The following is a 14,229-nucleotide window of genomic DNA, read 5'->3' as shown; positions in this document are numbered from 1 at the left end:
AACGCCGCTCGAATGAGCGGCGCCTTGGAAACCGGCTTGCCAGCGATGATAACACTGCGCCGAAACACTTGAACCTGTCCCCATGCCAGCCACTCGAGAATCCTTGTGGGAGCGAGCCTGCTCGCGATTGCATTGGGTCAGCAGCATGGATACCGACTGACACACCGCCATCGCGAGCAGGCTCGCTCCCACAGGTTTTGACCTCAAGCAGCTTGCATCAGCACACGATCAGTCGCGAACGTAGATGATTTCCGGGCCATCTTCGTCATCCACATCCTCTTCGTCCCAATCGTCGTCACCGATGTCATGGACCGACTTGACGCCACTGCGGCGCAAGGCACGCTGGTCGTCCAGCGCCTGCAGTTGGGCACGGGCCTCGTCTTCGATACGCTGATCGAGCTCGGCCAGTTCTTCCTTGTAGGCCGGGTCGTTGGCCAGGCGGTCGGCACGATCTTCCAGGTACCGCATGATGTCGTGGCACAGGCGTTCGGTGTTTTCCTTGGCAATGGCCGAGATCACGTAGACCGGACCTTCCCACTCCAGGCGATCGACGATTTCCTTGACCCGCTCCTCATGCTCTTCTTCAAGGATCTGGTCACACTTGTTCAGCACCAGCCAACGGTCGCGCTCGGCCAGGGCCGGGCTGAACTTGGTCAGCTCGTTGACGATGACTTCGGCAGCATCGGCAGCACTGGTTTCATCCAGCGGCGCCATGTCGACGAGGTGCAACAACAAACGGGTACGGGACAAGTGCTTGAGGAAACGAATCCCCAGGCCGGCGCCCTCGGAAGCCCCTTCGATCAATCCCGGAATGTCGGCGATCACGAAGCTCTTCCAGCGGTCGACACTGACCACGCCCAGGTTCGGCACCAGGGTGGTGAACGGGTAGTCGGCCACTTTCGGCTTGGCGGCGGATACCGAGCGAATGAAGGTACTTTTACCGGCGTTCGGCAGGCCCAGCAGGCCCACGTCGGCCAGCACCTTCATTTCCAGCTTCAGGTCACGCTGCTCGCCCGGCTTGCCAGGCGTAGTCTGGCGCGGCGCACGGTTGGTACTGGATTTGAAACGAGTGTTGCCCAGACCGTGCCAACCGCCATGGGCGACCAGCAGACGCTGGCCGGCCTTGGTCAAGTCGCCGATCACTTCCTGGGTGGCCGAATCGATCACCGTGGTGCCAACCGGCACACGCAGGATCAGGTCTTCGCCCTTCTTGCCGGTGCAGTCGGTGCTGCCGCCGTTGGAGCCACGCTCGGCATCGAAGTGCCGGGTGTAACGGTAGTCCACCAGGGTGTTGAGGTTTTCGTCGGCGAGCATGTAGATCGAGCCGCCATCACCCCCGTCACCGCCGTTCGGACCACCGTTTTCAATGAACTTTTCCCGACGGAAACTCATGCAACCATTGCCGCCGTCGCCGGCCTTCACTCGAATCGATACTTCATCAACAAACTTCATGACACACGCCTCTCGCCATACGGACGAGCCAAAAAAACAAGACATAAGACTCTTGCAAAAATGAGCGCAGCGACCCGATGAAACGCCCCAACCGCAGCGCCGGCAGCCCATACAAACAGTTTTGCAAGAGACTCACCCCACAAACGAAAAAGCCCCGTCGCAAGACAGGGCTTTTCCAGCGATCTCGCAATTAAGCTGCGACAACGCTCACGTAACGGCGGTTGAACGCGCCCTTTACTTCAAACTTGATCACGCCTTCGATTTTCGCGAAGAGGGTGTGATCCTTACCCATGCCAACACCGTAACCGGCGTGGAATTGGGTGCCGCGCTGACGCACGATGATGTTGCCCGGAATGATTTTCTGGCCGCCATACATCTTCACGCCAAGGCGTTTGGCTTCTGAGTCGCGACCGTTACGGGTACTACCACCAGCTTTTTTGTGTGCCATGAGTTCAATTCTCCTAGTGAGGAATTAGGCTGAAATTAAGCCTGAATACCGGTGATTTTGATCTCGGTGTACCACTGGCGGTGGCCCATACGCTTCATGTGGTGCTTACGGCGACGGAACTTGATGATGCGGACTTTATCGTGACGACCTTGGGAGATCACTTCAGCCACAACGGTAGCGCCAGCAACGACTGGAGCGCCGATATTCACGTCATCGCCATTGGCGACCAACAGAACGCGATCAAAAGTCACGGATTCGCCGGTAGCGATTTCCAGTTTTTCGATCTTCAGGTATTCACCTGGGGCGACCTTGTATTGCTTGCCACCAGTAACAATTACTGCGTACGACATGGTATTTCTCCGATAATCCTGCTCACCCAGCGCTTTATAAGAAGAGGTATTGGCTGGCATGGCTGCATGGGCTGGAAGGCCCGGATGCAATTGCGTAAGGCAGGTGCTGCCCAGGAAGTTCAGGGTGCGCGATTGTACGCAAACCGCAACAGCCTTGCAAGTAGCCGTCTATCGCGCCTTGACACCTGCGGACGTGGGTCCTAGCATGCCGCGCAACCCTTCTGGAGCGCCTGTCGCTGATGCAACCCCAAGCTTTCTACCGCGCAGTGGCGGACGATTTTAGTGCCGTCGACGGCATCATCAAGAAGCAACTGACTTCCCGCGTGCCGCTGGTATCGAAAATCGGCGACTACATCACTTCGGCCGGCGGCAAACGCCTGCGTCCTTTATTGGTACTGCTGTGCGGCAAGGCCCTGGGTCGTGAAGGCGACGACATGCGCCTGCTGGCCGCCACCATCGAATTCCTGCACACCGCGACCCTGCTGCATGACGACGTGGTCGACATGTCCGGCATGCGCCGTGGCCGTTCGACCGCCAACGCCATGTGGGGCAACGCCCCGAGCGTGCTGGTGGGCGACTTCCTGTATTCGCGCTCGTTCGAGATGATGGTCGAGCTGGGCTCGATGCCGGTGATGAAGATCCTGTCCCAGGCCACGCGCATCATCGCCGAAGGCGAAGTGCTGCAGCTATCCAAGGTGCGCGACGCCAGCACCACCGAAGAAACCTACATGGAAGTCATCCGCGGCAAGACCGCGATGCTCTTCGAAGCCTCGACCCACAGCGCCGCCGCCCTGGCCGGTGCCAGCGCCGAGCAGAGCGAAGCGCTGCGCACCTTCGGCGACCACCTGGGCGTGGCCTTCCAGCTAGTGGACGACCTGCTCGACTACAAGGGCGACGCCGAAACCCTGGGCAAGAACGTCGGTGACGACTTGGCCGAAGGCAAGCCGACCCTGCCGCTGATCTACACCATGCGCGAGGGCACGCCGGAACAGGCGGCGCTGGTACGCCAGGCGATCCAGAAAGGCGGGATCGAAGACCTCGAGAGCATCCGTGTCGCGGTCGAAGCCTCCGGCTCGCTGGAATACACCGCGAAACTGGCTCGGGACTACGTCGCCCGCGCAATCAAATGCCTCGATGCCCTGCCAGCCAGCGAATACCGCGATGCGCTGGTGGAACTGAGCGAGTTTGCGGTCGCCCGTACCCATTGATTGCATGAAAACGGCGAGCTTTTGTGGCGAGGGAGCTTGCTCCCGCTCGGCGGCGCAGCCGTCGTAAAACCGGCTGACGCGATCCATCTGAATGATCGCAGCAATCCAATTGGGGCTGCTTCGCAGCCCAGCGGGAGCAAGCTCCCTCGCCACAAAAGTCATGTATCACCCTCCTCGTAACAAAACCCTATACAATGTGCGCCCTTTTGTCCTCCTGATACCCAAGGAACCTTAGTGAGCACGTTGCCTCCCTGCCCGAAATGCAATTCCGAATACACTTACGAAGACGGCACCCAACTGGTCTGCCCGGAGTGTGCCCACGAGTGGTCCGCCAGCGGCGAAGTTGAAGCGGCGTCCGACGACACCGTGAAGAAAGATTCGGTCGGCAACGTCCTGCAGGACGGCGACACCATCACCGTGATCAAGGACCTCAAGGTCAAGGGCACCTCACTGGTGGTCAAGGTCGGCACCAAGGTCAAGAACATCCGCCTGTGCGACGGCGATCACGACATCGATTGCAAGATCGACGGCATCGGCCCGATGAAACTCAAATCCGAGTTCGTCAGAAAAGTCTGATCCTGCTGTATTCCATCCCATGCCCCGCGTGTGGGATGGAGCTTCACCCTCCCCGCTTCAGCCCTATTTCCCGGGCGTTAGCCAAGTGCCAGTCGTCTTGAGCTACCACAACCCATCGTCAGAAAAACAATCGGAACACCAATAGAGACTTGCTATTTAGCGAATAAGAATTATTCTCATCGAACCCATCAAGGAGATGAGAACCATGACTTATTTGATCGATGCCTGGCTGGACCGCCCACATCCCTACCTCAGGATCCTGCATCGGGAAACCGGGGAAGTCTGTGCGGTGCTTGAAGAAGAAGCCTTGAATGAGCTGCAGGACCAAGGAGACCTGGACCTCAACAGCCTCAATTCCAGTGAGCCACTGGTGCTCAAGGAGCTGGTGCGTAATCTATTCCTGTTCTGCTATGCCCGGGCGTTGCGCCCGACGGGTGATTTCAGCGGCAGGTTCCACGGATGAAGCACCAAACCCTATGTGGGAGCGGGCTTGCTCGCGAATGCGGACTGACAGTCGAATTTTTCGTTAACTGACACACCGCTTTCGCGAGCAAGCCCGCTCCCACATGTATTTGTCCGGCGGTAAACCGGACGGGGTCTTACAGCACGTCCAACAACTCGACGTCGAACACCAGCACGCTGTGCGGTGGAATGCTGCCAACGCCTTGAGCGCCGTAGGCCAGTTCGCTCGGCACGTACAGGCGCCATTTGCTGCCGGCGTTCATCAGTTGCAGGGCTTCGGTCCAGCCTGGGATCACGCCGCCTACCGGGAATTCGGCTGGCTGGCCGCGATCGTAGGAGCTGTCGAACACGGTGCCGTCGATCAGGGTGCCGTGGTAGTGGGTACGCACCTGGTCTTCACGGGTCGGCTTGGCGCCTTCACCCTGGGTCAGCACTTCGAATTGCAGGCCGGAAGCCAGGGTGGTGATGCCTTCACGCTTGGCGTTTTCCGCCAGGAACGCGCGGCCTTCGCCAGCAGCGGCTTCAGCCTTGGCGGCTGCTTCGGCTTGCATGATTTCACGAATGACCTTGAAGCTGGCGGACATCTCGTCCTGGCCCACACGGCTTGGCTTGCCGGCGAACGCGTCAGTCAGGCCGGCCAGGATCGCGTCCAGGTTGACACCCGGTGGTGGGTTGTCGCGCAGTTGGTCGCCCAACTGACGGCCAATGCCGTAGCTGACGCGGGTTTCGTCGGTGGACAGGTTAACTTCGGACATGATGCTGCTCCGCTGTGCGGACGGCTCGAGAAATTGCCATGTGTGCCACAGCGCCTCCCGGAGCGCCCGGAACCAAAAGGGCGAGCAGACTAGCACAGATGCCACGGCGGGTGACGAGCCCTCGCGCCAAAGTGCGGCGCCGGAAACGACAACGCCCGCCTGTGGCTCTACAGGCGGGCGTTGCATCAGCGCGGTCGACAGACCTTAGTGCTTGGTCAGTTTGTCCAGGTAGCCCATGGCAAACGCCGAGACCACGAAGGTCATGTGGATAATCACGTACCACATCAAGTGGTCGGGATCGACGTTCTTGGCATCCATGAAGATGCGCAGCAGGTGGATGGACGAGATGGCCACGATCGAGGCGGCGACTTTCATCTTCAGCGACGAAGAGTCCATGGTGCCCAGCCAGTTGAGCTTTTCCTTGTCGTCGGCGATATCCAGTTGCGAGACGAAGTTCTCGTAGCCGGAAATCATCACCATCACCAGCAGGCCGCCCACCAGCGCCATGTCGATCAGCGACAGCAGCACCAGGATCAGCTCTGACTCGGCCATGGAAAAGACGTTGGGGATGACGTGGAAGACTTCCTGGAAGAATTTCAACGCCAAGGCCAGCAGGCCGAGGGACAGCCCGAAGTAGATCGGCGCCAGCAGCCAACGGGAGGCGTACATTGCGTTTTCGATAAAGCGTTCCATTGAATCTCACACCTGGGCTGAAAAATCGCGGCGAGTATATCAGCCATGACCAGCCCCACAAATGCCGGGGCCGTCCCTGGCCCCCGCCTTGTGTCAAAACTTTACTGCCACTGCCCGTGCAGTGCTGGCTTTCAATGCAGCGGACGAAACTCGAAGCCGCCGACGTTGCGACAACGGCCTCCATTGATTTCACGCAGTTGGGCCTGCATGTGCAAGGACCAGATCTGCGGATCGTCGGCCAGCTCATAACCGTGCAAGGTCAGGCTTTGCACAATGGTATCGAGGATGGATTCGGCGGCAGTCGGGCCGGGGAATGGCCCTTGGGCCTTGATGGCGGAGGGTTGTTCGCCCGCCATCCCGGCGGCGAAGAGCAAGGTCCACATCCCGGTATCTCCCGCCAGGGGGCGGATGGCGCATTCGATACGGGTGACAAGGCCCAGGCATTGACGAGTGAGGCAAAGGTTGCGCGACATGGCGGCGCCCCTCGGTAGATCCGGTATTCAGCCTCGGGAGGAGACTGTTTCGATCCAATGATGACTCTCGTTATCCTTGAGCTGAGGATAGAAGAAAAGTTCCGGCCCCACGGGTTTTCGAGACCAGAATACGCCGAGCGGTCACAGTGTGAATATTGACGCCAGATCTGTGACTATTTACCGGCTTTTGTGGCGAGGGAGCTTGCTCCCGCTGGGTTGCGCAGCGACCCCCATTTGGATTGGGGGTGCTGCGCCCTCCAGCGGGAGCAAGCTCCCTCGCCACAACAGCTTATTGCCGCGACTATTGCCTCAAGCCGGCTTGGCCTCCGCCAAGGCCTGCTGCGCCAGTTCCTTTTCCGCTTCCTTGATGTCGTCTTCGCTGATCATCTCCGCGATCACCCGCAGCCGCTCCACCACCCGGGCGTTGACGCTGCCCTCCGGGAACTCACCGTTTTCATCCGGCTCGCCGGCAGGCTCGCCCACCAGCAGGCTCAGGGCTTCGTCGGCCTGACGCACCGCATAGACGTGGAACTGCCCGGCGCGCACGGCGGCCAGCACTTTTTCATCGAGCATCAGGGTCGCGACGTTGGCCTGGGGAATGATTGCCCCCTGCTCACCGGTCAAACCCCGGGCTTCGCAAAGGCGGAAGAAACCTTCGATCTTCTCGTTGACTCCGCCCACCGCCTGCACTTCCCCGAACTGGTTGATCGAGCCGGTGATGGCGAAGCACTGCTTCAATGGCGTCTTCGACAGGGCCGAGATCAGCGTGCACGCCTCGCCCAGGGACGCACTGTCGCCGTCCACATAACCGTAGGATTGCTCCAGGGCGATGCTGGCCGAAATCGCCAGCGGGAATTCCTGGGCATAACGACTCCCCAGGTAGCCAGTGAGAATCATCACGCCCTTGGAGTGGATCGGCTGGCCAAGGTTGACCTCCCGCTCGATGTCGACGATGCCGCTGCCGCCCGGGTACACCGTGGCGGAAATCCGTGCCGGCACGCCAAACGCCGAATCACCAACCTCGAGCACCGTCAGCCCGTTGCATTTGCCCACCGCCGCGCCAGCGGTGTCGATCAGGATGATCCCGGCCAGCATGTCGTCGAGGATTCGGGCCGAAACACGCCCGGTGCGGGTGGCCTTGGCCTTGAGCGCACGTTCGATGTGGCCGGCGTCGGTCATTTCGTCACCGGCCAATTGGCGAATGAAATCCGCCTCGCTGACCAGTTGAAATAAATCACCGATGCGCGCCGACAAACGCCCCTGGTGTTCAGCCAGGCGGGCGCTGTAGGTCGCCAGGCGCGCCACCGCGTCGGCGGTCAGGGGCGCCATGCCTTCTTCCGAAGTGCGGGTCTTGAGCAACTGGGCGAACTGCTCCAGGCTCTCGTCGCCCATCGGGATGTCTTCGTCGAAATCCACCAGCACGCGAAACATTTCCTGGAAGTCCGAATCCAGGTCCTGCAAGGCGTAATAGAGCTGGCGGGCGCCGATGATCACGACCTTGACCTGCAACGGGATGTGTTGCGGCGTCAGGGTCACCGTGGCCAGGCGTCCCATTTCACCCAGGGGCGATTCCATCTTCAGCTTGCGCGATTGCAGGGCGCGCTTGAGCGCATCCCATACGAACGGTTCGCTGAGCATTTTTTCCGCTTCCAGGATCAGGAAGCCGCCATTGGCCCGGTGCAAGGCGCCCGGACGCAGTTGTCGGTAGGTGGTGTAGAGCGCGCCCTGGTCGGTGCTGTATTCAATCCGGCCGAACAGGTTGTCGTAGGTCGGGTGCGGTTCGAACACCACCGGCGCGCCACCGCTGGACGGATGCCCGACCACCAGGCTCGGGGCGTATTGTTCCTCCAGCAGTTTGCGGGCGATGGCGTCGCTCTTGCTGTCGTCCACCAGTTGCTCGACCACGGTCTTGAGCAGATACACCTGCATGGCCTGCAGATAGCCACAGACCGCGGCGTTCTCCGCGTACTTTTCCGACAGCGGCGCCAGCAACGGTTGCAGGGCCAGGGTGATGGTTTCTTCGTTGAGGTGGCGCAACTGGTTGCTGGACTCGCGCTTCCATTGCGGCAGGCTGGCGAGCTCTTCGTTCAAGCGCTCCTCAAGGCCAGAGATGTCCTCGTGGAAACGCTCACGCTCGGCTTCCGGCAACTGGGCGAACTCCGCCTCGTCCAGGGCCTTGCCTTCGCTCATCGGCGTGAAGGCAATGTTGCTGCTGTCACGGTACAGCGCGACGTCCTTCTCCAGCGCCAGGCGCTCGATCACATCCAGGGCTCGGTCATAGCGCTGGTTGAAGGCGCGGTCGATGGCGCTTTTCTTCTGTTGGTAGGACGGGTGCTCGAACACCGCCGGAAAGGTCGCCAGCAGGTTGTCGATCAAGCCGTTGATGTCACCGATGAACGCACCCGCCGTGCCCGACGGCAGCTCCAGGGCGCGGGGTTCGCGGGGCTCATCGAAATTGTTGACGTAGACCCAGTCCGCCGGGGTCTGCAGGCGCTTGCCTTCGGCCTTGAGGTAGCGTTTGACGAACGAAAACCGGCCGGTGCCCGGCTCGCCCATGACGAATACGTTGTAACCGGGGCGTGGCATGGCCACGCCGAACTGCAAGGCTTCGACCGCACGTTCCTGGCCAAGCACACCGCGGAAGGGCTCCAGATCATTGGTGGTAGAGAAGCTGAACTGTTCAGCGGAAAACGGACGGGTCAGCGCTTCGGGCGCTAGACGCAAGCTGGCAGCAACAGGATCAGGCATCGGGCTTCCTTACATCAGGCGGGGCAGATAGCGGCATTCTGGCGCCGCCTGTACCTGACTGGCAAGGAGCGCCTCTGACCAAAGCATAGCCAACGGCAAAACCCCGGGCAGGGCCCCGTAAAACATTGATCACGTGTAATGTTTTTGCAAAATGTCACGGAACCCTCGGATCGTGCCTAAACTCCAAACTGCGCGGCTGGAACAATAACCGGCCCACTGGCTGCTGTAGGGGCCAGACCCTGTCCATCGGTATGCACATAAAGAGAACATAGCTATGAAACGGATTCTTCTTGGTACTCTCTTCACCGCTGTATCCATCAACGCCATGGCTCAAGCGCCGGGCGGCCCGGATTGCGGCTGGGGCAACATGCTGTTCGAAGGTCAGCGTGGCACTCCGGCACACTTCCTGGCATCCACCACCAACGGCACGTCCGGTAACGCCACCTTCGGCATGACCTCCGGCACCAACGGCTGCTCGACCAACGCGGCACTGACCTACGGCGGCAAGTCCTGGCTGGCCATGAATGGGATGATGAACGAGCTGTCCGAAGACATGGCCAAGGGTCAGGGCGAAGCGCTGACTACCTACGCCGTGGTACTGGGCGTGGCGCCGGAAGACCGCGCGCATTTCTCCGCTGTGACCCACGAGCACTTCCAGCAGATCTTCAGCAAAGCTGACGTAACTGCCGAAGACGTGCATACCAACACCCTGGCCGTGCTGAAAAACGACCCACGCCTGGCCAAGTACGCCACTCAAGCTTAAGCTCGGCAGCACTCGCTCCTCTCGGGGAGCGGGTTTTCTTTTTGGGGCCCTTCGGTCTTTATTTTTCGACTTTCCAAGTAGCCGACTATGCTCAAACGCCTTGCCTGGCTGGCGCTCTGTGTGTGCGCCCCGCTGTCCGCCGCACCTCATGTCGACCCTCAACGTTTGCAGCAACTGGCCAATGACCACTTCTGGATTTCCCTGGGCCACTACGAAACCGCCAAGCTCGGCGGTTGGCGCAGCTATATCAGCGAGAAAAAATTCTTCCTCGCCCCCGATGGCAACGAACATCCCGACCGTGAACTGACCGCCACGCTGCAAGCCTTGTATGGCCCAGCCAACGCCGGCCAGCAACATGCCCAGTGCGTCTACCCGGCGCGAACCCGCTGGCTCAAGGCACAGCTCAACCTGGCAGACCTGCCGGCAGTCGATTGCAGCGACTTCACCCAATGGTTCAAGGACGTCTCGCCCCACAGCGCGGTGATGATTTTCCCGGCCGCGTACCTCAACAGCCCATCCTCGATGTTCGGCCACACCCTGTTGCGCATCGACCAGGCCGACGTACAAAGCGACAAGACTGCCCTGCTCAGCTACGCAATCAACTTCGGTGCCTATATCGAAGGCTCCGACAATAGCCTCCTCTATGCCTGGAAAGGCCTGATGGGCGGTTACCCCGGCCTGTTCGCCCTGGTGCCGTACCAGGAAAAACTCTCCGAGTACCGTAGCCTGGAAAACCGCGACCTGTGGGAATACCGCCTCAACCTGAGCCAGGCGGAAACCGAGCGCATGGTCGAGCATGTCTGGGAACTCAAGCAGATCCAGTTCGACTATTTCTTCTTCGACGAAAACTGCTCCTATCGCTTGCTCGAGCTGTTGCAAGTGGCCCGCCCCAGCCTGCGCCTGACCGAACAATTCCCGCTGACAGCGATTCCCACCGACACCGTCAAGGCGGTGAAGGAAGCCGGCTTGGTGGAAAGCATCCAGTATCGGCCGTCCCGGGAACGGGAACTGCTCAGCCGCGCCGAACCGCTGAGCGATGATGAGCAGCAATGGGTGCTGAAGGTCAGCGCCGACCAGCAGCAGTTGCAAACGCCGGCCTTCAAGGCGCTGCCGCGTGAGCGCCAAGCGCTGATCATCGATGCGGCCTATCGCCTGGAGCGCTATCGCGCCAACGGCCAGGAACGTGATCCGCAACGGGCCCAGCGCAGCTTCGAACTGTTGCGGGCGATCAACCAGAACCCCGCACCGGAACTCGAGATCCCGCAACCGGGCCTGCCCGAAGATGGTCACCAATCGCGCACCTGGCAGGCCGGCCTCGGCACGCGGGGCGACCGGGCATTCGGCGAATATGGCTTGCGCATGGCCTATCACGATCTCAACGACAATGCAGAGAGCTTTCCGCTGGGGGCACAGATCGAAATCCTCCAATTGAAGCTGCGCCAATACGAGGGCAACGACTGGCAGGTGCAGCAACTGGACCTGGCGACCATTCGCTCCCTGACCCCGCGCAACGAGTTGCTGCAACCGCTGTCCTGGCAGGTCACCGGCGGCCTGGAGCGGGTGCCGGGCAAACACGACGATGAAACCTTGGTCAGCCACGTCAACGGCGGCGCGGGCGGCACCTGGGCGCTGGGCGACGATGTGCTTGGCTTTGCCCTGGGCACGGTGCGGGTGGAACACAACAACGATTTCGCCCAGTTCATCGCCCCGGCCGCCGGTTTCAATAGCGGTGTGCTGTGGAAAAACCCGCTGGGCAACCTGAGCCTGGAAGCCAAGGGCGATTATTTCGTCAACGGCGAAGTGCGCCGTAGCCTGAGCCTCAATCAGCAATGGGAACTGTCCCGCAACCTCGGCCTGCGCCTGAGTGCCCAACGGGAGTTCAGCCAATTGGCCTCGCCGGAGAACGAGGTGATGCTTGAGGTGAAGTGGTATCACTACTGACCCTGGCCTGCGCAACCAACGGATTGATCACCGCGCTTTCACGCCTTTCTGACGAATCCACTTCTAGACTTATTGAAGGTGGGATTTGCAGGAAACGAAAATGAAGCGCGCGGCGATGGTACTGGGTGTGCTGATGTTGCTCGGTGGTTGTGAAACCACCCACGAAGACCTGATCGCGCGAGGTTATCCACCGGCCTTCGCCGATGGCTACGACGATGGCTGCAGCAGTGGCCGGCAAGCGGCTGGGGTGATCACCGGCCAATTCAGGAAAGACGTGCCGCGTTACCTCAAGGATGCACGCTACGCCGAGGGCTGGAGCGACGGCTTCCGCCAATGCCAGGCGATGCGTGAGAGTGAAGAGCGTAACGCCTACCGCGAGCGCCATTGGGACGAACGCGAACGGGCCTGGCAGCAGCAGAAGGACCTGGACGCGGCCCGGGCTTATCGCTCGCAGTGAGTCGCATATAGGCACTCACCGAAACCAAGCCCCTCAAGCTTCGACAGAGGAGAACTTCATGAGCCGCGCCTTCGTCAATGAAGACAACGCCGCTGCCCAGGCCGACCAGCCGGTCGAGCGCCAGGTCAGCGCGCAACCCAACTACGTCACACCGGCAGGGCTTGCTCAATTGCAGGCGCGGGTCGCCGAGTTGCAGCAAATGCATAGCCAACAGACTGCCCAGGGCGAGCGGGCGGATAAACAGCGTATCGCCGACATCGAACGAGACCTGCGGTATTTCAACCAACGCCTGCAAAGCGCCCAGGTCGTGGCATCGAACGCTACTGATCAGGTGCGGATCGGGCATTGGGTCACCTTTGCCGATGAGCAGGATCGGGAGCAGCAAGTGCAATTGGTCGGTGAAGACCAGGCCGATGCAGCCAGTGGCTTAATCAACTGGGGCTCGCCACTGGGGCGGGCGCTGCTGGGGGCCAAGGTTGGGGATGAGGTGGTCTGGCAGCGACCGGCGGGCGACCTTGTCATTGAAGTTGTTGCGATAAAGACTGGATGACCAAGGCATCATAAGAATCTTTTCCGACGATAAATTTTTGTCCCGGGACAGACAATTGTCGAGCAAAGCACGTCAAACACCTAACGACAACCAGGCACACCCACCTACTTGTAGCAATATATAACAGCAACATAAGGTCACAACAACGAACTTGTACCGAATCAGCGCTGTGCTAGTGTTTTCCTCGCACCTACCGGTGCATCACGACAATACAAAGGAGATGTATGATGAGTGAGCAACTGTTAGCAATGTCTGGAAATTTCGATAGCGACTTCAAGGCATACTGCCAGGTAGAGGATACCGGTGAGTTAACCTCATGGCGCCGTAACTTCTTGTAAGCCCAGCACTCGGAGTCGTAAATCGAGTAGACGGCGGCGTCATGGCCGCCGTTCTGTCATACAACCGCATGTACAGCTCCGTATACGGCGGTTCCTGCCTACTGACAAACAACATCGTCGAACTTGTTTCCGTTGATGTATCGCCTTGGGTATCTAAGCGCCCAGACCAGCATCGGAGCTTCCGGCTTCTCTCCTAATATCTCCCCCCGATGCGGAGCTTCTGTTTTACGTCCCAACAGAGGTCGTCCGATCTATCCCCAGGCCCCAGGGCCATGCACGGCCGGCAGGCGACCCGATGGGGTCAAGCAAACAGCGGATCGCCGATCCTTGCAGGACACAACTAATTAACAGCCTGTAACTTCATGTAGTCATATGTAACCGCAACATGAAGTCATCACAACAAATTTGCGTTAGGTCAGGACCGTGCTAATGTTTTTCCGCGCCGTAATCGGCGCACTGCAACAACAAAGGAGATACAACAATGAGCGAAAAAATACTGGCCATGTCGGGCGACTTCGACGCCGACTTTAAGTCTTACAAACAGGTAACCGACCTCGGCACCGAATCAGCGGCAGTGACCATTGTAGAGTGCGGCACTGTAAACTGCACTGCGCTTCTCTGCTAAATCCTTTGCCATCGAAGTAGACCTGCCCAACAGGTCTTTGCGACTCCCTAATCCCAGCTATAACACAACTTCATTTACACACTACAGTTCGGATGCGTTTAATCGCACCCAATAGACCGTGGTCGCTGTATGTGTTTTTGATAACCATGAGGAAAAAACATGAGCGAAAAAATCCTGAACATGTCCGGCGACTTCTATAGCGAATTCGACGCTTACCAAACCCCTGCGAACAACACGGCGTCGATTCTGTCGACGACGCTGGAGTGCAACACCTTCGGAACGTGCACCAATCTGGAATGTTCGACACTCGGGTGCTAAGCCTGTCAACCGATCGTAAGAACAGGCAACACCTATAAACATAGAGCAGGCATTGCCTGCTCTATCCATGTC

General features: G+C 59.6%; 16 protein-coding genes. 9 read left to right on the top strand and 7 right to left on the bottom strand.

Going from position 1 to position 14,229, the window contains the following annotated elements:
- Window positions 1–228 precede the first annotated feature (228 nt).
- From cgtA to rplU, 3 genes are all read right to left on the bottom strand, one after another.
- The gene (cgtA, locus tag HU715_RS16650; protein ID WP_039593902.1) at window positions 229–1,452 is read right to left on the bottom strand and encodes an Obg family GTPase CgtA; all 1,224 of its coding nucleotides are present in this window, start codon (window positions 1,450–1,452) and stop codon (window positions 229–231) included.
- Between the two features lie 190 nt (window positions 1,453–1,642).
- Window positions 1,643–1,900, bottom strand: coding sequence for a 50S ribosomal protein L27 (rpmA, locus tag HU715_RS16645; protein ID WP_003176049.1), 258 nt, complete (start codon window positions 1,898–1,900; stop codon window positions 1,643–1,645).
- Between the two features lie 35 nt (window positions 1,901–1,935).
- Complete coding sequence (gene rplU, locus HU715_RS16640) at window positions 1,936–2,250, bottom strand: 50S ribosomal protein L21 (protein WP_003176051.1); 315 nt, start codon at window positions 2,248–2,250, stop codon at window positions 1,936–1,938.
- 239 nt (window positions 2,251–2,489) lie between these two features.
- Between rplU and HU715_RS16635 the strand changes: the two genes are divergently transcribed.
- The 3 genes from HU715_RS16635 to HU715_RS16625 all read left to right on the top strand — a co-directional run bounded on the left by HU715_RS16635 (window position 2,490) and on the right by HU715_RS16625 (window position 4,497).
- A complete protein-coding gene (locus tag HU715_RS16635; protein WP_072346139.1) occupies window positions 2,490–3,458 on the top strand; it encodes a polyprenyl synthetase family protein in 969 nt (322 codons plus the stop codon).
- Window positions 3,459–3,692: 234 nt separating this feature from the next.
- Complete coding sequence (locus HU715_RS16630) at window positions 3,693–4,034, top strand: zinc ribbon domain-containing protein YjdM (protein ID WP_139649853.1); 342 nt, start codon at window positions 3,693–3,695, stop codon at window positions 4,032–4,034.
- A 205-nt stretch (window positions 4,035–4,239) separates the two neighbouring features.
- Window positions 4,240–4,497 (top strand): PA4570 family protein, encoded by a 258-nt coding sequence (locus tag HU715_RS16625; RefSeq protein ID WP_003205743.1) that lies wholly within the window; start codon window positions 4,240–4,242, stop codon window positions 4,495–4,497.
- 136 nt (window positions 4,498–4,633) lie between these two features.
- Here the strand turns inward: HU715_RS16625 and bamJ are convergent, their stop codons facing one another.
- The 4 genes from bamJ to HU715_RS16605 all read right to left on the bottom strand — a co-directional run bounded on the left by bamJ (window position 4,634) and on the right by HU715_RS16605 (window position 9,165).
- A complete protein-coding gene (bamJ, locus tag HU715_RS16620) occupies window positions 4,634–5,251 on the bottom strand; it encodes a BamJ family beta-barrel-assembly machinery protein (protein WP_186709820.1) in 618 nt (205 codons plus the stop codon).
- A gap of 204 nt (window positions 5,252–5,455) precedes the next feature.
- On the bottom strand, window positions 5,456–5,944 hold the full coding sequence (locus tag HU715_RS16615; RefSeq protein ID WP_186709819.1) for a TIGR00645 family protein: 489 nt from the start codon (window positions 5,942–5,944) through the stop codon (window positions 5,456–5,458).
- Window positions 5,945–6,075: 131 nt separating this feature from the next.
- Window positions 6,076–6,417, bottom strand: a complete 342-nt coding sequence (locus HU715_RS16610) for a PA4575 family protein (protein ID WP_013694243.1) — start codon at window positions 6,415–6,417, stop codon at window positions 6,076–6,078.
- 309 nt (window positions 6,418–6,726) lie between these two features.
- A complete protein-coding gene (locus HU715_RS16605; RefSeq protein WP_186709818.1) occupies window positions 6,727–9,165 on the bottom strand; it encodes a Lon protease family protein in 2,439 nt (812 codons plus the stop codon).
- Window positions 9,166–9,439: 274 nt separating this feature from the next.
- Here HU715_RS16605 and HU715_RS16600 point away from each other — a divergent pair, with 274 nt between their 5' ends.
- The 6 genes from HU715_RS16600 to HU715_RS16575 all read left to right on the top strand — a co-directional run bounded on the left by HU715_RS16600 (window position 9,440) and on the right by HU715_RS16575 (window position 14,157).
- Entirely contained in the window at window positions 9,440–9,928 is a 489-nt protein-coding gene (locus HU715_RS16600; RefSeq protein ID WP_030140293.1) for a DUF3015 domain-containing protein, read from the top strand.
- A gap of 87 nt (window positions 9,929–10,015) precedes the next feature.
- Complete coding sequence (locus HU715_RS16595; protein WP_186709817.1) at window positions 10,016–11,869, top strand: Lnb N-terminal periplasmic domain-containing protein; 1,854 nt, start codon at window positions 10,016–10,018, stop codon at window positions 11,867–11,869.
- A gap of 100 nt (window positions 11,870–11,969) precedes the next feature.
- The gene (locus HU715_RS16590) at window positions 11,970–12,326 is read left to right on the top strand and encodes a hypothetical protein (RefSeq protein WP_186709815.1); all 357 of its coding nucleotides are present in this window, start codon (window positions 11,970–11,972) and stop codon (window positions 12,324–12,326) included.
- A 58-nt stretch (window positions 12,327–12,384) separates the two neighbouring features.
- Window positions 12,385–12,876 (top strand): GreA/GreB family elongation factor, encoded by a 492-nt coding sequence (locus HU715_RS16585; protein WP_186709812.1) that lies wholly within the window; start codon window positions 12,385–12,387, stop codon window positions 12,874–12,876.
- An 819-nt stretch (window positions 12,877–13,695) separates the two neighbouring features.
- Window positions 13,696–13,839: a hypothetical protein gene (locus HU715_RS16580; protein ID WP_186709809.1), complete on the top strand. Its 144-nt coding sequence runs from the start codon at window positions 13,696–13,698 to the stop codon at window positions 13,837–13,839.
- A gap of 159 nt (window positions 13,840–13,998) precedes the next feature.
- Window positions 13,999–14,157 (top strand): hypothetical protein, encoded by a 159-nt coding sequence (locus HU715_RS16575; protein ID WP_186709807.1) that lies wholly within the window; start codon window positions 13,999–14,001, stop codon window positions 14,155–14,157.
- Window positions 14,158–14,229 lie beyond the last annotated feature (72 nt).

Origin of the sequence: Pseudomonas zanjanensis (assembly GCF_014268745.2) — a bacterium.
GTDB classification, from domain to species: Bacteria; Pseudomonadota; Gammaproteobacteria; order Pseudomonadales; family Pseudomonadaceae; genus Aquipseudomonas; species Aquipseudomonas zanjanensis.
This window is presented reverse-complemented; position numbering and strand designations above follow the sequence as displayed.